An 18,958-nucleotide genomic window follows, 5' to 3' on the forward strand; every position below is an offset into this window, starting at 1 on the left:
CGCAAGAGTGCAGTTCGGGGTGCGTCAGCCTTCCCCGGGCAACGAGGATCCGAACAGCAAGGGGGCGGCAAATAGGAAAGCAACGGCCGCGAGGGCATTTAACAGTGGGTGCTGTGCGAGGATCAGTCCCTTGCAATGGCTAGCCGCCGATAACGTTGTAGAAAAATAGACAAGGAGTGCTCAATGGTCTTCACTGGAAAATGTGATCTGCGGAGTCCGCTGCTCGGACGACGCCTGCGCTTAGGATTCATCGGCGGCGGAAAGGGGGGGCTTGTTGGACGATGGCATTTCGCTGGGGCCCGGCTGTCGAACCACTGGGAAATTGTTGCGGGAGCTCTTTCTTCGGACCCGGAAAACGCGCACGCTTCGGCTGCAGAGTGGATGATAGCGCCGGACCGGTCGTACAGCGACTGGAACGCTATGGCAACAGCAGAAGCCGCAAGGGACGATGGTATAGAGGCAGTCTCGATCGTGACGCCAAACTGGACACACCATCGGATCGCGACGGCATTTCTGAAGGCCGGCATTGATGCAATACTAGACAAGCCCATGACCACAACAGTTTCCGACGCCCGAGAACTCGTGGAGTTACAAAGAGCGACGGATCGCCTGGTCATCATGACTTACCCGTATGCACATCACGCGATGGTTCGCCAAGCTAACACTACTTTGGCACGTTAACGATTTGTTATCCAAGACGGCTTGATGCTGCGCGCTCCAATGAAGAGGAGCGCGTCATGGTGGGGTGGCATGAGGAGTTGATGGACTGGCTTCAGCCGTTTTTGGCGCCGCTGGGGCACAAGCGGCGGCGCCGGATGTGCCCGGCCTATGTAGCGGGGCTGATCGGCCCTGGCGATCGCAAGAGCGTTCAGCCGATGGCGGCCCGAGATAGCGGCGTCAGCTATGACCAGCTCCATCATTTCATCGGCAGCGGCGTCTGGGATGCATCTGCGCTCGAAACGGCCCTGCTCATTGAAGCCGACAAGTTGGTTGGCGGCGACAATGCCTGGTTGATCATCGACGACACGGCGTTGCCGAAGAAGGGGTGTCACTCGGTCGGCGTTGCGCCGCAATACGCCTCCGCGCTTGGGAAGACTGCCAATTGTCAGTCTCTGGTCTCGGTGACGCTGGCATCGCGCGAGGTTCCGGTGATGGTGGGGCTGCGGTTGTTTCTGCCCGAGACCTGGACGGACGATCAAGAGCGCATGGCGCGGGCCGGCGTGCCGACGGAGCGACAGATCGCTCGGACAAAGCCGGAGATCGCGCTTGAAGAGATCGACCGTGTCATCGGCTCCGGCGTCCGGTTCGGCTGCGTGCTGGCCGATTCCGGATACGGATCAAGCGGGCCGTTCCGTCAGGCTTTGAGCGAGCGCGGTCTGCTCTGGGCCGTTGGCCTGTCGCGACGCCAGAACGTCTATCCGGCCGACGTTGCCCTGGTCTTCCCCGTCGCCAGCACCGGCAAGCGCCGCAAATACCACATTGCCGACCGGCCCCCGGTTTCTGCCGAGGCGATGTTGGCGGGCGAGAAATGGCAAAAGGTTAGCTGGCGCCGGGGCACGAAAGGCCGGCTGACATGTCTCTTCGCAGCCCGCCGCGTCCGGGTTGCGGATGGCCATAAGCACCGGATGCTCGATAATCGTGTGCAATGCATGCCTGGCGACGAAGTCTGGCTCGTCGGCGAGCGGAGGTCGACCGGAGAGCAAAAATACTACGTGTCAAATCTGCCGGCCAATACCCCACTGAAGACGCTCGCCGCCACGATCAAAGCGAGATGGGTCTGTGAGCAGGCACACCAGCAAGTCAAGGAGGAGCTTGGGCTCGACCACTTCGAAGGCAGGTCCTGGACGGGGTTACATCGACATGCCTTGATGACGATGATCGCCTATGCCTTTCTCCAATCCCGCCGCCTCAAGGCCGCGGGACGGAAAAAAAAGACTCACAGGTCCGCCGCCACAACCGAGCATGCCGGCCGTCAGGAAAGCGATCCTCGATATCTTCGCACGGCCACCGCCGCTACGATGCCCCCACTGTGAGTGGCTCCTCACAGAACGCCCCAAGCCAAAAGTGCCAAAGTAGTGCTAAGCACATGATCCGAAATGGGGCCGTCGGCACGGTCCGGCAGGCCCATGTGGAGTATGTTCAGGAGTGGGCGACAGCGCCCTTCTCGTCCGACGCGAAGGGGGCAATGTGGCGGCAAGATCCCGAGAAGGTGGGCCGCGCGTCGGCCACCGGAGATATCGGCACGCACGCGCTTATCATCTCCTGCACACAATGACCGGACAGGACATTGCCAGGCTCAGGGCTGAGTTTCACACCTGTGGCGCTGTGAAGGCGATGGAAGACACCGCCTACGTCACTTTCCGTCTCGAGAATGGTGCACCTGGGATCCTTTGGGTAACGCAAGCTGCTCCTGGCCAATATTGCGGTCTTCGAATTCGCGTGTGGGGCGACAGAGGCGGGCTTGAGTGGGATCAGGAAAAACCTGAAGTGCTGCGCTATGTGCCTTTAGGGGAGCAGGAGCAGATTTTTGTGCGAGGCCACGGTAGTGGAATAGTACCCGAAGCAGAACGCCTGATACATCTACCGCGGGGACATGGCGAAGCTTTAGTGGATGCATGGGCAAATCTCTATGCCGGAGGCTGGCGTGGCGGTAGCCGCACGCCGCGCAGGGTATGCTCTCCCGAAAGATAGCGTTGAGCTTTCCGGGGTTGAGGACGGGCTCAAAGGTATGTTGTTCATCGATGCTTGTGCCGACAGCCACGAATCTGGCGGATCTTGGGTTTCGATAAGCGGTGAATCCATTCCCAACTTTTGCTGAGCTGAGCGGCCAAAGTTCGGGCGCCCGCTGTTTGGCTGAAGCGTCTTTGAGCGCTGCGAGGCTTTCGCCCGATCCACGATGTTTTCGGCTCCGATTGTCCGGAAGGCGCGCCAGATAAGGGCACTATGTCTCCATAGACCTCTTCGCTGTTTCGCCGGGGAAACGGGATCGGGCGAGCGGATCCTGCTCCTGCGCCGGTGATTGGCAACCTCGGCTGTGTTTAGAGCGGGATGATTTTAGATCCGTTCATATCCGCTCTTTGAATAGTTCTGGCATTCTTTAGGTGAAACGGTTTGGAGGATGGTTGCGAGCGCGTCATGGATGGCGTTGCGGCTTCTGGCCTGCGCCTCGCGTAGCCGGTGCTTGATCTTGGCGAAGAGCTTTTCGATCGGATTGAGATCGGGGGAGTATTGCGGCAGGAAGAACAGCCGCGCGCCGGCCTTGCGGATGGCGGTGCGGATCGCCCCGGCCTTGGGCGAGCCGAGAAGTCCCGGTAGGGACGATGGTTACCCATCGCCCCCCGGTCAGATCCGTACGTGCGGCACTACCGCATACGGCTCCTATCGGATGTTGTGACGGTAAGCCGAGCATCTGGATGCGGATGCATCAGGCGGCACGGTGGCAGGTATTTGCGAAGCAGCCTTTGGAAACGATCCCAAGGCATGCGGTGTCGCTGGCTTCGACGCATCAATGCGTGTCGCCATGCTCGACCGACCTCCCATCGGAAACCTCCCAACCGTCTTAGATTGTCAGGCACCGCATGGTAGTTCAAATACCCCTGTAACACTTGCCGTAGCCACCGACCTACCTTTGCCACCGGTTCATGGCGTCGTCGCATCAATGTTTCCCGAATGACCGCCAGCGTCGCGCGCATACGCTTCTTGATCGTCAATCGGACGATTTTGAAGCCCCCATCATTGCGCCGCCTGCCGCAGCAATGTGTGAAGCCCAGAAAGTCGAAGGTCTCTGGCTTGCGGATACCACGTTCCCGGCATTGTTGCGCAGCATACCGCCCAAAGCGTATCAGCCGCGTCTTCTCCGGGTGCAGTTGCAAGCCAAAATGGGCGAGGCGCTCCCGCAGTGCTTGCAGGAAGTGCTGCGCCTCTCCTTCGTACTGGAACCCCATCACGCTGTCGTCGGCATAACGGACAATGATCACGTCGCCTTTAGCATGTCGAGTACGCCATTGCTGGACCCATAAATCCAATGTGTAATGCAGGTAGATATTGGATAGCACGGGGCTGATTACAGAGCCTTGAGGAGTTCCTCGCGTTGATGCTACGCGTCGACCATCCTCAATCGTGCCCGCTTTCAGCCACTTGTGGATCAGACGTATCAGCCGGCGGTCACCTACTCGATGTGACAGGAAACGGAGCATCCACTCGTGATCGATTTCATCGAAAAACGAGCGAATATCCGCGTCCAGTATCCAGTTGATCTTCCGCTTGTCGATCCCAACCCACAAGGCGTCCAGCGCGTCATGCTGGCCCCTTCCTTGCCGGAACCCGTATGAGAAGCCGAGGAAGTCTTGCTCATAGATCGCGCTCAGAACCGTGGACACGGCCATCTGCACGACTTTTTCTTCCAACGCTGCAATGCCGAGTGGACGGAGCCTTCCGTCATTCTTCGGAATGTAGACCCGTCGGGACGGTTGTGCGCGATACGCACCGGACTGAATTTCCCGATGCAATTCGTGCACCCGCCCTTCGAGTATCTTCTCATAGTCGTACCACGTCACGCCGTCCACACCGCTCGCCGCCTGCTTGCGAAGCGCATGGAAGCTCTCCACCAATAGCGTCGGAGTGATGTGGTGCATCAGCGCCGTGAAACGCAACTTCGGGTCCCGTCTGGCGGCTTCCCGTACACCTTCGACACCCATCGAAGCGTGTTTGACCCGGCTCTGTGTCCGGCACGCTGGGGTTTCGAAGACGTTCCCTCCGATTACACCCCTTCCCTCCATTGCCTCCGCAGGATCATCTCCTTTGTTCGGCAACTTCTCCGGTACTATGGGTGTATCCGACTTCTCATCAGCGTAGATGACTGGCTTGTGGTCAACGACCTTCCCAGTCCCGTCCAGTCCATTTGCACTGGACACTGATGAGATCTCGCTGCTTCCGTATGAAAGACTTCCCGGCATGCACAGGGTCTCCGACCGCGCGGGATCGGGACATGGCTTGCGATTGACGCCATGCACCGTGTTGCCTTCCGCTTCGCTTAACAGCGTCGGCATCCCGAGTTGATCATTTCGCGGCTCAATGGCCGGCCTGCCGGTTTCCCCTGTCAACGCTTCGACGCGCACCTCGCGATGTGCGCCGCATGACTCGGGGTCAGAGTGATTCGCCACTTCTTCTCCGTATTGAACTTTCATCAACTATCTTTCATCGGCTTTGCAGCCGCACTAAGCGCGATTTTCCCCGCACATTGACGCCGGCCATTTCGACGGATCGTCTTGGCGTTGGGAACGGCATCTGGTCAGGCGGTGGCAGTCTGTGCGAAGTTGAAGGGTAGCAGGTCGTCGATATCGGCGTCGACAGCGCGTTGGGGCAGTTCGGTTAGGGCGTGGCGCAACCACGTTAACGGTTCGACGCCGCAGGCGCGGCAGGTCAGCATGAGGCTGTAGATGACGGCGCTGGCCTTGGCTCCATCGGTGGTATCGCTAAACAGCCAACTCTTTCTGCCGGTCGCAAAAACTCTGATGTCGCGCTCCAGGAGGTTGTTGTCGATCGGCATCCTGCCATCGTCCGTGTAGCGCGTCAGATAATCCCACTGGTTCAGAGTGTAGGACACGGCATCGCCCAGCTTGGTGTCCGGCAAGACCTTCGGCGCGATTTCATCGAGCCATACCTTGAGAGCGGTGAGGACGGGTATGCTGTGTTGCTGTCGGAATCGGCGAACGCTGTCGGCCTTCGTCTCGCCGGTATCAGGCTTCTTGCTTCTTGTCTCGCGCTTGCCTTTCAATCCGATAGAGTTGTTCGAAGAACCGGAGAGCCTGCTCGGGTGGACCGCCACCTTTCTTTCTGGCCTTGAGGGCATCGACGAAGCGCCGCCTCGAATGGGCTATGCATCCGATATGGATCGCGCCATTCAGCGTGCGCCAGGCGGTGTAGCCATCGCTCATCAAGGTGCCGCGGTAATCGCCGAGGAAGGTCTGGGGGTGAACCTGGCCGCGGCCCGGCTGATAATCGAGAAGCACGATCGGCTCGTCACTGTCGTCGCCGCTCCGATAGGCCCACATATACGATGTGCTGGTGGCCTCTTTGTCCTTTTCTTTCAGGACCTGAACGGTCGTCTCGTCGCCATGGATGAGGGGTTGCAACCTGAGCCTCAGTTTCAGCGCGTCATAGATGCGATGCAGATGCTTCTCGCTCGAACCGATCACCCAGTGACCGAGAGCACCACGGCTGACAGGAACACCGGCCCGTTCGAAGGTCTGCGCCACTCGGTAGAGCGGTGTGCCGTCGACGTATTTGTGAACGAGTGCGAAGGCCAGCGTCGAGGCCGTGGCAATGCTGCCCGGCAGGGGCTGCGTTGGCATCGGTGCGATCACGACAGGCGTGTTGATCCCGGTGCGGTCGCAAAGGCGGCAAGCATACTTGAACCGCACATTCTGCAAGACCTTTGCCTTGACCTCGATATGAAGCTGCTCGGTAACGGCCTCACCCATGCGATGCATCTGGTGACGGCAGCAAGGACAAGCCTTCTGATCGTCGGCAAGGTCATACTCGACGCGCTCGCGCGGCAGGTTCTGCGGAAGTGGTCTGCGGCCACGCTTCTGACCCGTGATGCTTTCGACAGGTGGCAGACCTGTGTCCGGAATGTCGATGAGCTCGCTCTCGTGGCTGTCCGCTCCATCCTCGTCCGCACCCTCTTCGGCTTCGTTGAAGATGCGATCAACGTGCTTTTCGCTGCGCGGCGCAAAGCGATGGAGCCGCGCAAGCGCCAGCTCTTCTTCCAACTTGACGACCCGCTGCGAGAGCGCTTCCTTCTCGGTTTTAAGCGCGGCGATTTCGGCAGCATTTGCCGCCAACTGCGCCATCAGCTCTGCAACATCAGGTTCGCCGGTTCGAGTCATCGTAGTTTTGAATCTGAACCGCCACCCCGCGTCAACCGCAGAGTTCGCCGCCTCAGCCCGCGACCTGGCATTGCCGCACCGGGTGGCGGACCATCGCATCGATATCGATGCCGTCGAGTATCCAATGCAGCTGCTCGGTTGAAAGCGTGACCACCGGCACCTCACGGCGGGGCCATCGGAACTTGTCCTCTGTCAACCGCTTCAGGATCAGCACAAAGCCCGATCGGTCGAAGAACAAGAGCTTCATCCGGTCACGACGGCGATTGCAGAAGGCAAAAACCGCTGGAGCAAACGGATCGAGCGCCATCGTCTCCTGGACCAGACCCGCAAGGCTGTTGATGCCAGCCCGAAAGTCGATCGGTTCGCGATGCAGGTAGACCTTGAGGTCAGCGCCCAGTCTGAACATGACCCAACGCTCCGATGATTGCCGTCAATGCAGCCACGTCACCGCATTCCAGCGTTAGCTTCACGCCGTTCGGCAGTGACGCGCTCACCTTCGCTGGAGAGGACAGCGGGCCGATCCTCTCTGCCTTCGGCGGCAGCTCTTCACCATCCGTGGCAGGCATCTCCAACGCGAACTCGCTGCTCGCCGCGGTGATCTGAACCGGAAGAAACGCCGATGTCGAAGACGGCGGGAATGGAGGGGCCTGGGTGTGTTTCCTTATCCATTTCCAAACGAGGTTCGCGTTGACCCCGTGTTCGAGCGCAAGTTTCGATACTGATGCGCCAGGTTCAAGGCAGGCCGCAATAAGACGGTCTTTCGATGCCCGATCGAACCGGCGTCGTCCATTCCGACCAACGAGCCGCACGACAAGTTTTTGACCTTCTTCCATCATTTGGTGTCCACCTCTTTTAGGTGGACACCTCATGCCAAAGCTCACTCAATCACAGAAGGTGCGGGGAAATTCGCGCTTAGTGCGGCTGCAAAGCCGATGAAAGATAGTTGATGAAAGTTCAATACGGAGAAGAAGTGGCGAATCACTCTGACCCCGAGTCATGCGGCGCACATCGCGAGGTGCGCGTCGAAGCGTTGACAGGGGAAACCGGCAGGCCGGCCATTGAGCCGCGAAATGATCAACTCGGGATGCCGACGCTGTTAAGCGAAGCGGAAGGCAACACGGTGCATGGCGTCAATCGCAAGCCATGTCCCGATCCCGCGCGGTCGGAGACCCTGTGCATGCCGGGAAGTCTTTCATACGGAAGCAGCGAGATCTCATCAGTGTCCAGTGCAAATGGACTGGACGGGACTGGGAAGGTCGTTGACCACAAGCCAGTCATCTACGCTGATGAGAAGTCGGATACACCCATAGTACCGGAGAAGTTGCCGAACAAAGGAGATGATCCTGCGGAGGCAATGGAGGGAAGGGGTGTAATCGGAGGGAACGTCTTCGAAACCCCAGCGTGCCGGACACAGAGCCGGGTCAAACACGCTTCGATGGGTGTCGAAGGTGTACGGGAAGCCGCCAGACGGGACCCGAAGTTGCGTTTCACGGCGCTGATGCACCACATCACTCCGACGCTATTGGTGGAGAGCTTCCATGCGCTTCGCAAGCAGGCGGCGAGCGGTGTGGACGGCGTGACGTGGTACGACTATGAGAAGATACTCGAAGGGCGGGTGCACGAATTGCATCGGGAAATTCAGTCCGGTGCGTATCGCGCACAACCGTCCCGACGGGTCTACATTCCGAAGAATGACGGAAGGCTCCGTCCACTCGGCATTGCAGCGTTGGAAGAAAAAGTCGTGCAGATGGCCGTGTCCACGGTTCTGAGCGCGATCTATGAGCAAGACTTCCTCGGCTTCTCATACGGGTTCCGGCAAGGAAGGGCCAGCATGACGCGCTGGACGCCTTGTGGGTTGGGATCGACAAGCGGAAGATCAACTGGATACTGGACGCGGATATTCGCTCGTTTTTCGATGAAATCGATCACGAGTGGATGCTCCGTTTCCTGTCACATCGAGTAGGTGACCGCCGGCTGATACGTCTGATCCACAAGTGGCTGAAAGCGGGCACGATTGAGGATGGTCGACGCGTAGCATCAACGCGAGGAACTCCTCAAGGCTCTGTAATCAGCCCCGTGCTATCCAATATCTACCTGCATTACACATTGGATTTATGGGTCCAGCAATGGCGTACTCGACATGCTAAAGGCGACGTGATCATTGTCCGTTATGCCGACGACAGCGTGATGGGGTTCCAGTACGAAGGAGAGGCGCAGCACTTCCTGCAAGCACTGCGGGAGCGCCTCGCCCATTTTGGCTTGCAACTGCACCCGGAGAAGACGCGGCTGATACGCTTTGGGCGGTATGCTGCGCAACAATGCCGGGAACGTGGTATCCGCAAGCCAGAGACCTTCGACTTTCTGGGCTTCACACATTGCTGCGGCAGGCGGCGCAATGATGGGGGCTTCAAAATCGTCCGATTGACGATCAAGAAGCGTATGCGCGCGACGCTGGCGGTCATTCGGGAAACATTGATGCGACGACGCCATGAACCGGTGGCAAAGGTAGGTCGGTGGCTACGGCAAGTGTTACAGGGGTATTTGAACTACCATGCGGTGCCTGACAATCTAAGACGGTTGGGAGGTTTCCGATGGGAGGTCGGTCGAGCATGGCGACACGCATTGATGCGTCGAAGCCAGCGACACCGCATGCCTTGGGATCGTTTCCAAAGGCTGCTTCGCAAATACCTGCCACCGTGCCGCCTGATGCATCCGCATCCAGATGCTCGGCTTACCGTCACAACATCCGATAGGAGCCGTATGCGGTAGTGCCGCACGTACGGATCTGACCGGGGGGCGATGGGTAACCATCGTCCCTACCGGGACCAGCCGAGATTGTCCATCACGACGATGTCGCCGGGCTTCAGCTCCGGCGCCAGCATTTTTCGACATAGACAAGGTGCGTTGATCGGCCCGTCGATGACCCATGGCGCGCTGACGCGATCGACACGCAGGGTGGCAATGAACGTCATGGGGTTCCACTGCGCGGCGCCCAGCCTCGCAGCGGTGCCATGTTCGTCTTCGTCCAGGTCTCGTCGATGAAGACGAGGCGGGCCGGATCGATGCGATGGCGATGCTTCAGCCAGCGGCTGCGTCGGGCGGCGACATCGGGGCGGTCGCGCTCGCTGGCGACCAACGTCTTTTTTTATAACTCAGCCCTTCCTCATGCACGAAGATCCAGACGGAGCGGTAGTCGACCTGCAGGCCCCGCTCCGCCAATTCCGCGACCAGCCCGCGCAAGGTGAACGCCTGCGCACGGCAGCGCTCGATCAGCCAGACCCGATGCTCACCGGCGATCGCCCGCGGCTTGTGCCCGCCCATCTGGCCGGGGGCGGCGCTGCCCGTCTCACGCCAGCGCCGTACCCAATCGATCGCCGTGCTGATGCCGATCCCGAAGCGCTTTGCCGCCGCCCGGCAGGACAGCGCATCGCGCGTAACTGCACCACAACACGGTCCCTAAGGTCATCCGAAAAAGGTTTCGCCATCCTGGCCGGCCTGAATGGTGAATCTGATTTGCTCACAAAGGATCCTATGGGGAGTGGATAGCAACCTGCACCATGGCAGAGTGGATTCGCTAAAATCTCTGGAGGCCAATCATGCATCTTTCGACTGCCGATAGACCCGAGGCACCTGCCGCTATCCGCATGGATATCGGCGCGATCTTCGTCTCGTTGGAACTGAGTAGATCGACCTGGCTGGTCACGTCGCTTTCACCTGGCAGCGAGAAGATGTCGCGCCACACCGTCGCCGGCGGCGATAGCCCCGGACTACTCGCCTGTCGCGCCGATCTGCGCCAGAAGGCGCAGGCGCGCATAGGCAGGTTTTATCCCTTGGTGGTGATCCAGGAAGCGGGGCTGGACGGATTCTGGATCGACCGGGTGCTGAACCGGGAAGACTGGATCGAAAGTCACATTGTCGATGCCGCCTCGGTTGCGGTGGCCCGCCGCCACCGACGCGCCAAGACCGATCGGCTCGATGGCGAGGTACTGGTCCGCGCCCTGATGGCCTGGAAGCGGGGAGAACCGCGTGTTTGTTCGATGGTCAGGGTGCCGACGCCGGAGGACGAGGATCGTCGCCGGATTGGCCGGGAGCGCAAGGCGCTGGTCGCCGAACGGGTTGTCCATGTCAACCGCATCAAAGGCCTCCTCGTCAGCCAGGGCATCCGGGACTACGAGCCGTTGCGCCGTGATCGGCGTGATCGCCTGGACGAACTTCGCACCGGCGATGGCCGTGCTACCTGCATGAAGGCCCAGATCGGAGCGGCGACCGGATGTGAGGTTGATCCGGCTCGGTGATCGGGCCGGGATACGTGATCGGGCTCAGACTTGGATACCGAACGGCAAAGGCGGAACATTCACTTGACCACAAAATCCCCACGTAAGGGAATCCCAATGCCGATTCCGCCTAAATCATCCCGCTCTAAGAGTTCAAGCCGTCGCCGTGAGCGCGATATACATCATGCCTTCCGTCCATAAGCATGGGCGGACGTTGCTCGATTCGAACTTTCAAGTCTGACAAAGCGCCGGGAAGGATGAGACCCTTCGGAGTAGCATCATCTGCCGTGACAAAAACTGGGTCAAGCACCGGACGACAGCATTTGAAATGAACGGCAGCGTCCTCGATTTTTATCGAGGGGGAAAAATGAGGTTCGCTTCCATCACCTCGGATAAGAACGATTCTCCCCCCAAGAGGCTGAGGGTAGGAGGCAAAAACAGTGAAGGCTGTTATCCCATCCCGCAGTCCTTCGTCATCTAAGAATAGTGCATGCGAGTCGTCAAAGCGGATCATCTGCACCAGTCGGCAACCGAGCAGACTAAAGATTGGCGCAAGTCCGGTGCCGTCGGCAACCTCGACGGTGCGAAAGAGTGTCGTCTCCGGGTCTAAGAGGTATGCGACATTCTTCATGTCCCAGCCTTTCTCCATTGTCATAAATGGCGTGACCCAACAAAAGGCATCCGTCACAGGATCAAACAGCGGCGTGAAGCGCACGTCGGGTGGTCTTTCGCTATGCAGCATTTGCCAAGATTGGGAAAATCGATTTTTTGTATGGGGCCTATCCACACCATGGAATGTGGGACGGATTGCGTTCAAGCACATCAGTGTATTGCGCTTTTGGTTTTAATTCACGAGTGACTGCGTGTGCCGGTCCAGTCGGACAATGATTCCGAAACGAAGCGGGCCACCCATTTCGATTTCATTCCGGTGATTCCGACGCGAAGCCGGACAGTATTGGTGAACCCTGGGTCGTTGCGATATGCGCAGTTGGTGTTGCGCAATGATTCGTCTGCTGACATCACCGAGCTCAACGCGGGAGGCATTGTGCACGTTCGGTCGAGGATGACATACCAGTGATCGGCACGCGACGGGTCCTCCACTGTAATAGGTTTCAGCCAAATGATGATGTCCCAGGGGGTGGTGTAGCAGTCGGCAGCAAGGCGTGCTTCCAGCAGGAGCCGGGCGGGGGCAGCTTGCCACAGCGGCCAGGCTGATTTGCGGATGATCATAGCTCATAGCGGCGATGGCTCAAGGGTCATGTAGATGGACCGCTGCACCGCCCATTTGATGGCATGGACCGCTCCCTTCCCCTCAGCGAAGATGGCGGGCGTCTTTTAGCCAAGGAGGAATGTTTCCATGCCTGTTGTTGCCGTTGGTCTTGATCTCGCAAAGACAGTCTTCCAAGCTCACGGCGTTGATGACGCCGGTCAAACCGTTCTACGCCGACGCCTTGGACGAAGCGAGTTGCTCGCGTTTTTCGCTAAGCTGATTGCCGACCGGCGGCGGCGGCGTGTCACGCAGCTGCGCCTGCAGGATGTAGCGCACGTCACTGCGCCTGACGCGGTGAATGAAATCCTTGCGCAGGAAGTCGGGAGCCCGATCGTCGTCAGCCTCAGCGTCCATGGATGGATGGCCGTTAGCCTTGAATTCGGGGCGCGGCAGGCCGCGATCGGGGCCGCGGTCGGCGTTGATCAGCCGGAAGCGGACGTAGCGGCTGACGCCAGTTTTGTCGATGAATTCGAAACAGACCCAGGTGTGATACCGCGAATCCGTGAACGAGCCGCGGAGTCATCAGATGCGTGCCGCCGATAAAGAGGTCAAGACGCTCGTCGTAAAGGCGCACGCGCAGCCGGTGCCCGATGAGCCGTGACGGCACGGTGTAAAAGACCTTGCGCAAGATGAAGCCGCCGCTGCGCGAGACCCGCACGACTACCTCCTCAAAATCGCTGGTGCGCGTTCCCGGCAACGGCTGCAGCGCCGCCCGCTCGGCATCGATGCGCTTGCCATAGCGGGCATTACGACGGCTGACGATCTCATCGATGAAGCCGCGATAGGCATCGAGATCGTCGAAGTCACGGGTGCCGCGCAGCAACAGGGCATCGCGGATCGCATTCTTGAGGTGCCCATGCGGGCTCTCAATCGCACCGTTCTCGTGGGCAATGCCTTTGTTGTTGCGGGTCGGCGTCATCCGGTAGTGCGCGCAAAGCTCTGCGTAGCGCCGCGTCTGGTCCTCCTTGGCATCGGCATCGAGATTGCGGAAGGCCGCCGACAGGCTGTCGCTGCGATGGTAAAGCGGCGCGCCGCCGAGGAACCAGAGAGCGTTCTGCAGCCCTTCGGCCAGCGCCACGAAGCTTTCGCCACCGAGGACGACGTGGGCGTGCTCGAAGCCGGAATAGGCGAGCCGGAAGTGATAAAGCAGGTGATCGAGCGGCTGGCCTGCGATCGTGATCCCCAGTTCGTTCATGTTGGTGAAGTCGGAAAGCCCCAGTCGGCCGGGCTCATGAACCTGGCGAAAGATGACTTCCTGCTCGTCGCCATTGATGGCCCGCCAGGCACGGATCCGCCGTTCCATTGTCCGGCGAACGCCTTCGCTGAGCTCAGGATGGCGGCGCAACATCTCATCGAAGACGGCGACCGGACGAATGCCAGGTGCCGCCTTCAGCAGCGGCACGACCTCGGCATCGAAGATGTCGGCGAGTGGATCGGGACGCCGACGGCCGCGCGGCTTCTTCACTTGTGATGGCAGTTGCGCGTTCTTCTCGATGCGATAGGCCGTTGCTCTGCTGAGCGACGCCTTCGCGGCGGCGACCTCAACTCTGTGCTCTTGTCGTAACTTCATGAAAAGCCTCATCTGATGATCGGTTATGTGACGACCTAGCACAAAGGTGGTTCCCCGTTCTTCGAAGAACCCAACGTACCGGTCGAACCGCAATCACCAGATGAATCGGCGCGCCAGCAGCGGTAGAACTCCGTTCGGGCTACGCCCTCTCTGCGTTCCACCGCTGCTGCCGAGTCTCATCTTGATTGACGCTTCGTCTCATCTTGGTTGATGAGGTGGAACGACCCGCTACCACAGCATCAACGTGCTAACGTGGTCGTTGTTTTGAACGCCACAAGGTAGGAGCCGTTCCGTGAAGCAAGTAGTTATCACTATCGGGTTGGATTTGGCCAAGCAGATTTTTCAGGCTCATGGCGCCGACGCTGAGGGCTCTCCACTCTTCACCCGAAGGCTGCGCCGCGCCGAGGTGCTGCGTTTCTTTGAGAAGCAGCCCCCATGTTTGGTTGGTATCGAAGCCTGCAGTGGTTCGCACTACTGGGCGCGGGAGATCGGCGCACTCGGCCACGAGGTACGTTTGATTCCGCCGGCCTATGTCAAACCGTTCGTCAAACGGGGGACGACGGATGCAGCCGACGCTGAGGCGATTAGTGAGGCAGTGACGCGCAAGACGATGCGCTTCGTTCCGGTGAAATCCCCCGAACAGCAGGCGGCGGCGATGGTCTTGAAGACACGCGCCCTTCTGGTTCGTCAGCAAACTCAGACGATCAACGCGCTACGTGCTCACCTGTCCGAACTGGGGATCATTGCCGGCATCGGCACGGCGAAAATTGCAAGCCTGATCGCGATCGTGCGTGATGAAACCGATGCGCGTCTCCCGAACGCGGCCCGCTTCGCTTTGACGGCAATTGCGGATCAAATCGACGCGCTGGCGCTGCAGATCAACAAACTCGAGCGAGAGCTTGTCGCCGAAGTGAAGCATGACGAAGACATGCGGCGGCTGGCCACAATCCCTGGCGTCGGAGCCATTACGTCGGCCTCCATCAAGGCGCTTGTCCCAGACCCGGGTGGGTTCAAATCCGGGCGCCATTTCGCCGCATGGCTGGGATTAACGCCGAGATCCCATTCGAGCGGAGGCAAGGAGCGATTGGGCAAAATATCGAAGATGGGCAATCCCGAGCTTCGCACTCTGCTCGTCGCCGGTGCAACCTCGGTCCTGCGACATGCAAGAGGCAACCACAAAGCCCCACGGTGGCTAGTCGCACTGTTAGCGCGACGGCCTTTCAAGGTCGTTGCGATCGCGCTCGCCAACAAAATGGCGCGGATCATCTGGGCGCTCCTGACCAAGGGCGGAACATATCGCGGTCTCGAGAGCAGTGCGGCCAGCTCATAAGCTGACAACGAACATCACGAACTGCGCGGCACGGTAGCCGCCAGTGGCAAGGTGCACAAACAAGCGATGATTCCACAACGGGACGAAATCCCGAGGCGAGAGAGGCCAGCGCGACATTGCGCTTCGAGCGCGTTTGGTTGATCAGTCACTCGTTTCGCGGACTTCATCGAGGCCAGCGGTCCACAGAACCGCGCTGATAGGCCGGACATATGACCGCACCGTTCCCGCGGGATGAATCGCTGAAAAATGCCCTTGCCAAGCGGGTCGTTCCACATATGTCGCGCTGCAGACCGCAGCGCCCAAGCGCAAACGTCGGTCGGGAGTAGATTGAAATATTGCAAATCTCTCACTGCTGCCGTAAGCCGTCTGGAGGAGGGGCCTGTAGCTCAATGGTTAGAGCCGTCGGCTCATAACCGATTGGTTGCAGGTTCGAGTCCTGCCGGGCCCACCAAATTTTTTTGTGTCGCCTCATACCGCGGCACTCGAGCATCTGCGTCGCCCCGCGATAGACGACCGGGGCTGCCTGGAAAGCAGCATATGCTCCGTCACACCGAAACCTCCCAGAGATAGCCACGGAGCCCGAGGTCTGCCGCCTGGCAAGTCCAAAGGGCAACTAAAATGCATCCCTGATCGGAAACATGTCTTCGCCGTAGTGGTGAAGTCGTGTGTGATGCCGCCGGCATAACCACCGTACCTTCAAAGGCTCGTCATATTGGTCGTGATGGGCATCGACTGCTTCGATCCCGCAGACTTCGCACGTTTGCTTCTCCAGTTCGCCTGCATTCACTGCGCGCTGCACAGCGAGATGAGCATCATACTTCCCTGGATTGGCACGGCGCCAATTCGCTTGGCGGGTATCGGTTTTCAGCATTGCTGCGCTGCCCTTCGTTGGCCTTTGCTCCGGCCTGACGAACACTTCTATCACAGTTTCGCTTCTTTTTGGGCGCGACAGCGGACTGTGCCTCGTTGACCTCAACGGCAAATTGGCTACCATCCGAGTCGGCCCATCAAGCCCGCCGCTCGCTCCGGAATGGTGAATGCACAAATTCATGGCTTGACCCTTGTGGGCGGCTCGTCAGAAACGCGAGCACTGACCTCCATTACGCCCCAGAAAGGGAAAGAACCATTAGTGTTTTCGCACGCTCGAAATTCATGGCCAAAGCCTTTCGCAAGGCTCTGGCCGAACAAAATGTCGAACTAACGGAAGCTACCCACTTGCCGAACCCGTCCAAAAGCAGGAAGTGGCGGAAGACGGTTCTTAGCACAGTTGGCGTCGAGCGCTTCGCGTGCGAGCAGCAATGCATGGCCGCAGCACCGAAGCCGAGATCCGCAGCATCCTCTAAAGTGATTGCCATCCCCCGGAGCGGGTCAAACGGGTCTTTATTGGCGCCTGCTGCCCTTGAAGCATGGGGCTTGACCGATGCCGAAGCGGAGTATTTCAACCAGCTCCGTGACAAGACTCCTGCTGGACCGAATTCGCGTGGAACGATCGGAGACAGAGAAAAAGGCCGAGCGTGTCATAGTGGCGCCGACATTGTCACGCGCACACCCTGCCGCCCCGTCCGCGGCAACGGCGACGTCCGCTTCTGCTTAGGTAGCGGATATGTTGCTCAGCGGTTCAACGCTGTTGCCGTATTTGCGCCTATAGGCCGAGATGAAATCTTCGTCGCTACAGATGCAGCGGCCGCTCGAGTCTTTGGCTTTCGGGTCATGTAAGTGAGATCCAAGGGGACGCAGAAGATTCACGCGAGTGCTTGTCGTTGCGCTCATGGGAAAACCCGCACTATGTTTGACCAGCTCCGCGGCAAGCATGATCCCGGCAAGCGCTGACTGAAAGGCCATCGGAACCACGGTTCGAACGAGACGACTTCCATCGCTAAGCTGGAATACCAGACCGCCGCAGATAGCCTGCTGGTAGAAGGAACGGAGAGGTTGGCCAACAAACGGGGCGAGCGGCTCAAAAGGCACGCCCATCGCCGTAGCCACTCGAACCACAAAGTCGTTGGGGACGCCGGCGTTGGTCTGCAATAGCGCTTTCACCTGCTCGTGTGCTTCCGGTGTCCCGAGTTCCTCGGCAATCAGCTGGTGCTCGTCCTTGGATTTTCCGGACGGCATGTACATGCAACAAAGGCATGCCTGGCCGTCATCGAAACCATGCCGCGAGATGCCGAGATCGTGTTCCTGCGTCCAGGCATTCGCGATCCATCGCGGCAGAGCACCTTGGACAGCGAGGCGGTCGGCCGCTGTGTCAAGCGCCACACCCACTCGATCGAAAATCCAGTCGCCCCGGCGCGCAACATGTTCTGCCCACTTCAGCGGGTGCGCCTCGACCTCTAAAGCGGTCGATCGAAGGGCGGTGGTTGCAAGAACCGCCTTGGACATGCCGATTTCCGCTTGGCCGGCCAATACGTAGCGCTGCAGGTTTGAGAGTTCGACCGCTTCGTGGTCGACGACATGCAGGCGACCCGAGAGGCCGGATTGTCTCGCCAGGGCCCAAAGCGCGCCATGGCCTATTGCGCCGAGCCCAAAGAGGTGCGTTTCGCCAAGGTCGACAGGAAGGTCAACCGGGCGAGCATCGCCAGCTTTGGTCTTGTTGTAGCTGTATAACGAGAGGTCAATGTCCTGGTCCAACTCGGCGCCGGTTAACTGGGCGGCGAAGATGGTTCGAAAGACGTTGGCGGCGCCGAAGCAACTGGCGGCGCCAGCTCCATAGGGCAGCAAACTCGAGCCAGAGCCCACCGGGTCCGTACGCGACAGCTTTGCCGCCCAACCGTCCGATCCGATGAAAAAGGTTGGGCACCGGAGTGATGGGCGCGTCGCACCTGCAACTAGGCAGACCATGGCGGACTTGCCGGAACGCCGAATGCCGATTTTTGGATTGATCGACTTTGCCAATCGCTCCAGCGCCTGGGCTTGAAAGCTCGCCGCACTGTCCAAGGGGAGTATTGCCAGAACCGGATACAGTCTGGCAAGCAACCTCACCGCAAGATCTAGCGTCGCCTGGCCTTCGGCGCAGGAAGCGGCCTGATCGTCGAAGGCGACGGCCACGACCTGCTTTTCAAGAGCCGCTTTGAAGTCGCCCAGATGAAAATCGGCCAGGACCTGAGATGCCGCCGTCGCGGCTCGGTCGATGAAATTAGCAAGGGCCATCGTCAACTCGTTATCGTGATCATTCGCGTCAGTGCCGCGGACGGGACCTCATTCCAGTTCGCCCTCGCGTCAAGTCGATAGGCGGCGACACGAGTAAGGTCGAAAGGCTCGCGGGCGAAATTCGGCACTACCAGCGAGAGACACCCCACCGTGGTAGCGATCGCGTAGGCGTCATCGGTCGTCGAGTGATAGGCGCGGCCCGGATGACTGTGGATCTGCGCCAGAAGCATCAGGCCACGTTTGTAGAGCCAGACGTTTAGGCGGTGCAGTTCTTCGGCAGGAACTATCACGCAGACGCCGTCGCTCGTTCGGATGTGTCTCTGCGCCGGGATAACCGTTTCTGTTACCGCAAAGTGCTGGTCTTGCTGAACGCCGACCCAGAGCGCCATTCCTTCATAGCCCTGCTGTCCAACCGAGCGCAGATGCGCCTGTGCAGTGGACACACAATCTCGGGGGAGGGCGACTGTCCTGACA

At 59.4% G+C, this 18,958-nt stretch carries 13 protein-coding genes, 1 tRNA gene and 8 pseudogenes; 9 read left to right on the forward strand and 13 right to left on the reverse strand.

Features of this window, described 5'->3' with window-relative positions:
- Nucleotides 1-183: 183 nt before the first annotated feature.
- From SS05631_RS27230 to SS05631_RS32195, 3 genes are all read left to right on the forward strand, one after another.
- Nucleotides 184-681, forward strand: coding sequence for a Gfo/Idh/MocA family oxidoreductase (locus SS05631_RS27230; protein ID WP_244412461.1), 498 nt, complete (start codon nucleotides 184-186; stop codon nucleotides 679-681).
- 56 nt (nucleotides 682-737) lie between these two features.
- A complete protein-coding gene (locus SS05631_RS27235; RefSeq protein ID WP_037427413.1) occupies nucleotides 738-2,033 on the forward strand; it encodes an IS701 family transposase in 1,296 nt (431 codons plus the stop codon).
- Between the two features lie 301 nt (nucleotides 2,034-2,334).
- Entirely contained in the window at nucleotides 2,335-2,691 is a 357-nt protein-coding gene (locus tag SS05631_RS32195; RefSeq protein WP_245369185.1) for a Gfo/Idh/MocA family oxidoreductase, read from the forward strand.
- Nucleotides 2,692-3,054: 363 nt separating this feature from the next.
- Here SS05631_RS32195 and SS05631_RS27245 read toward each other — a convergent pair.
- The 5 genes and pseudogenes from SS05631_RS27245 to SS05631_RS27265 all read right to left on the reverse strand — a co-directional run.
- Nucleotides 3,055-3,279, reverse strand: a pseudogene (locus SS05631_RS27245) (transposase); the annotation flags it as partial.
- Between the two features lie 83 nt (nucleotides 3,280-3,362).
- Nucleotides 3,363-5,186 carry a group II intron reverse transcriptase/maturase gene (ltrA, locus tag SS05631_RS27250; protein WP_080579355.1) on the reverse strand — a complete coding sequence of 608 codons (1,824 nt, stop codon included), beginning with the start codon at nucleotides 5,184-5,186 and terminating at the stop codon, nucleotides 3,363-3,365.
- Nucleotides 5,187-5,290: 104 nt separating this feature from the next.
- Nucleotides 5,291-6,890 (reverse strand): annotated as a pseudogene (locus SS05631_RS27255) (IS66 family transposase).
- 52 nt (nucleotides 6,891-6,942) lie between these two features.
- Entirely contained in the window at nucleotides 6,943-7,296 is a 354-nt protein-coding gene (gene tnpB, locus SS05631_RS27260) for an IS66 family insertion sequence element accessory protein TnpB (RefSeq protein WP_037427633.1), read from the reverse strand.
- Nucleotides 7,277-7,726 carry a transposase gene (locus SS05631_RS27265; RefSeq protein ID WP_080579353.1) on the reverse strand — a complete coding sequence of 150 codons (450 nt, stop codon included), beginning with the start codon at nucleotides 7,724-7,726 and terminating at the stop codon, nucleotides 7,277-7,279. The genes tnpB and SS05631_RS27265 overlap by 20 nt, the downstream gene beginning before the upstream one ends.
- 110 nt (nucleotides 7,727-7,836) lie before the next feature.
- On the opposite strand from SS05631_RS27265, the pseudogene ltrA (SS05631_RS27270) reads away from it, so the two are divergent.
- Nucleotides 7,837-9,659: pseudogene (gene ltrA, locus SS05631_RS27270) on the forward strand (group II intron reverse transcriptase/maturase).
- 59 nt (nucleotides 9,660-9,718) lie between these two features.
- On the opposite strand, the pseudogene SS05631_RS27275 reads toward ltrA (SS05631_RS27270), so the two are convergent.
- Nucleotides 9,719-10,375, reverse strand: a pseudogene (locus SS05631_RS27275) (IS630 family transposase); the annotation flags it as partial.
- 303 nt (nucleotides 10,376-10,678) lie between these two features.
- Between SS05631_RS27275 and SS05631_RS27280 the strand changes: the two are divergent.
- Nucleotides 10,679-11,122 (forward strand): annotated as a pseudogene (locus SS05631_RS27280) (IS110 family transposase); the annotation flags it as partial.
- A gap of 187 nt (nucleotides 11,123-11,309) precedes the next feature.
- On the opposite strand, the gene SS05631_RS27285 reads toward SS05631_RS27280, so the two are convergent.
- Together SS05631_RS27285 and SS05631_RS31515 are read right to left on the reverse strand one after the other, a co-directional pair.
- Nucleotides 11,310-11,879, reverse strand: coding sequence for a hypothetical protein (locus SS05631_RS27285; RefSeq protein WP_244412479.1), 570 nt, complete (start codon nucleotides 11,877-11,879; stop codon nucleotides 11,310-11,312).
- A 134-nt stretch (nucleotides 11,880-12,013) separates the two neighbouring features.
- The gene (locus SS05631_RS31515) at nucleotides 12,014-12,394 is read right to left on the reverse strand and encodes a hypothetical protein (RefSeq protein ID WP_014858081.1); all 381 of its coding nucleotides are present in this window, start codon (nucleotides 12,392-12,394) and stop codon (nucleotides 12,014-12,016) included.
- A 127-nt stretch (nucleotides 12,395-12,521) separates the two neighbouring features.
- Between SS05631_RS31515 and SS05631_RS32200 the strand changes: the two are divergent.
- Nucleotides 12,522-12,653, forward strand: a pseudogene (locus SS05631_RS32200) (IS110 family transposase); the annotation flags it as partial.
- On the opposite strand, the gene SS05631_RS27300 reads toward SS05631_RS32200, so the two are convergent.
- A complete protein-coding gene (locus SS05631_RS27300; protein ID WP_080579349.1) occupies nucleotides 12,603-12,788 on the reverse strand; it encodes a hypothetical protein in 186 nt (61 codons plus the stop codon). The pseudogene SS05631_RS32200 and the gene SS05631_RS27300 overlap by 51 nt on opposite strands.
- Before the next feature lie 163 nt (nucleotides 12,789-12,951).
- Nucleotides 12,952-14,016 (reverse strand): annotated as a pseudogene (gene istA / locus SS05631_RS27310) (IS21 family transposase); the annotation flags it as partial.
- Nucleotides 14,017-14,296: 280 nt separating this feature from the next.
- Here istA and SS05631_RS27315 point away from each other — a divergent pair.
- Nucleotides 14,297-15,334: an IS110 family transposase gene (locus SS05631_RS27315; protein WP_095678116.1), complete on the forward strand. Its 1,038-nt coding sequence runs from the start codon at nucleotides 14,297-14,299 to the stop codon at nucleotides 15,332-15,334.
- Between the two features lie 375 nt (nucleotides 15,335-15,709).
- Nucleotides 15,710-15,785: transfer RNA gene (locus SS05631_RS27320), tRNA-Ile, on the forward strand.
- Between the two features lie 162 nt (nucleotides 15,786-15,947).
- Here the strand turns inward: SS05631_RS27320 and SS05631_RS27325 are convergent.
- The gene (locus SS05631_RS27325; RefSeq protein ID WP_014857619.1) at nucleotides 15,948-16,205 is read right to left on the reverse strand and encodes a hypothetical protein; all 258 of its coding nucleotides are present in this window, start codon (nucleotides 16,203-16,205) and stop codon (nucleotides 15,948-15,950) included.
- A 427-nt stretch (nucleotides 16,206-16,632) separates the two neighbouring features.
- Here SS05631_RS27325 and SS05631_RS32205 point away from each other — a divergent pair.
- Nucleotides 16,633-16,807: pseudogene (locus SS05631_RS32205) on the forward strand (plasmid stability protein stbC); the annotation flags it as partial.
- 117 nt (nucleotides 16,808-16,924) lie between these two features.
- Here SS05631_RS32205 and SS05631_RS27335 read toward each other — a convergent pair.
- Nucleotides 16,925-18,484, reverse strand: coding sequence for an E2 ligase fold family C protein (locus SS05631_RS27335; protein WP_037427469.1), 1,560 nt, complete (start codon nucleotides 18,482-18,484; stop codon nucleotides 16,925-16,927).
- A gap of 2 nt (nucleotides 18,485-18,486) precedes the next feature.
- The gene (locus SS05631_RS27340; protein ID WP_240533550.1) at nucleotides 18,487-18,927 is read right to left on the reverse strand and encodes a Mov34/MPN/PAD-1 family protein; all 441 of its coding nucleotides are present in this window, start codon (nucleotides 18,925-18,927) and stop codon (nucleotides 18,487-18,489) included.
- Nucleotides 18,928-18,958: the final 31 nt, after the last annotated feature.

This window comes from Sinorhizobium sp. CCBAU 05631 (assembly GCF_002288505.1).
In the GTDB taxonomy this organism is placed as follows: domain Bacteria; phylum Pseudomonadota; class Alphaproteobacteria; order Rhizobiales; family Rhizobiaceae; genus Sinorhizobium; species Sinorhizobium fredii_C.

Coding starts and splice junctions, on each gene's coding strand:
- SS05631_RS27230 (WP_244412461.1), top strand. CDS start 184: ATGGTCTTCACTGGAAAATGTGATCTGCGGAGTCCGCTGCTCGGACGA.
- SS05631_RS27235 (WP_037427413.1), top strand. CDS start 738: ATGGTGGGGTGGCATGAGGAGTTGATGGACTGGCTTCAGCCGTTTTTG.
- tnpB (WP_037427633.1), bottom strand. CDS start 7,296: ATGTTCAGACTGGGCGCTGACCTCAAGGTCTACCTGCATCGCGAACCG.
- SS05631_RS32195 (WP_245369185.1), top strand. CDS start 2,335: ATGGAAGACACCGCCTACGTCACTTTCCGTCTCGAGAATGGTGCACCT.
- SS05631_RS27300 (WP_080579349.1), bottom strand. CDS start 12,788: ATGGACGCTGAGGCTGACGACGATCGGGCTCCCGACTTCCTGCGCAAG.
- ltrA (WP_080579355.1), bottom strand. CDS start 5,186: ATGAAAGTTCAATACGGAGAAGAAGTGGCGAATCACTCTGACCCCGAG.
- SS05631_RS27265 (WP_080579353.1), bottom strand. CDS start 7,726: ATGATGGAAGAAGGTCAAAAACTTGTCGTGCGGCTCGTTGGTCGGAAT.
- SS05631_RS27335 (WP_037427469.1), bottom strand. CDS start 18,484: ATGGCCCTTGCTAATTTCATCGACCGAGCCGCGACGGCGGCATCTCAG.
- SS05631_RS27325 (WP_014857619.1), bottom strand. CDS start 16,205: ATGCTGAAAACCGATACCCGCCAAGCGAATTGGCGCCGTGCCAATCCA.
- SS05631_RS31515 (WP_014858081.1), bottom strand. CDS start 12,394: ATGATCATCCGCAAATCAGCCTGGCCGCTGTGGCAAGCTGCCCCCGCC.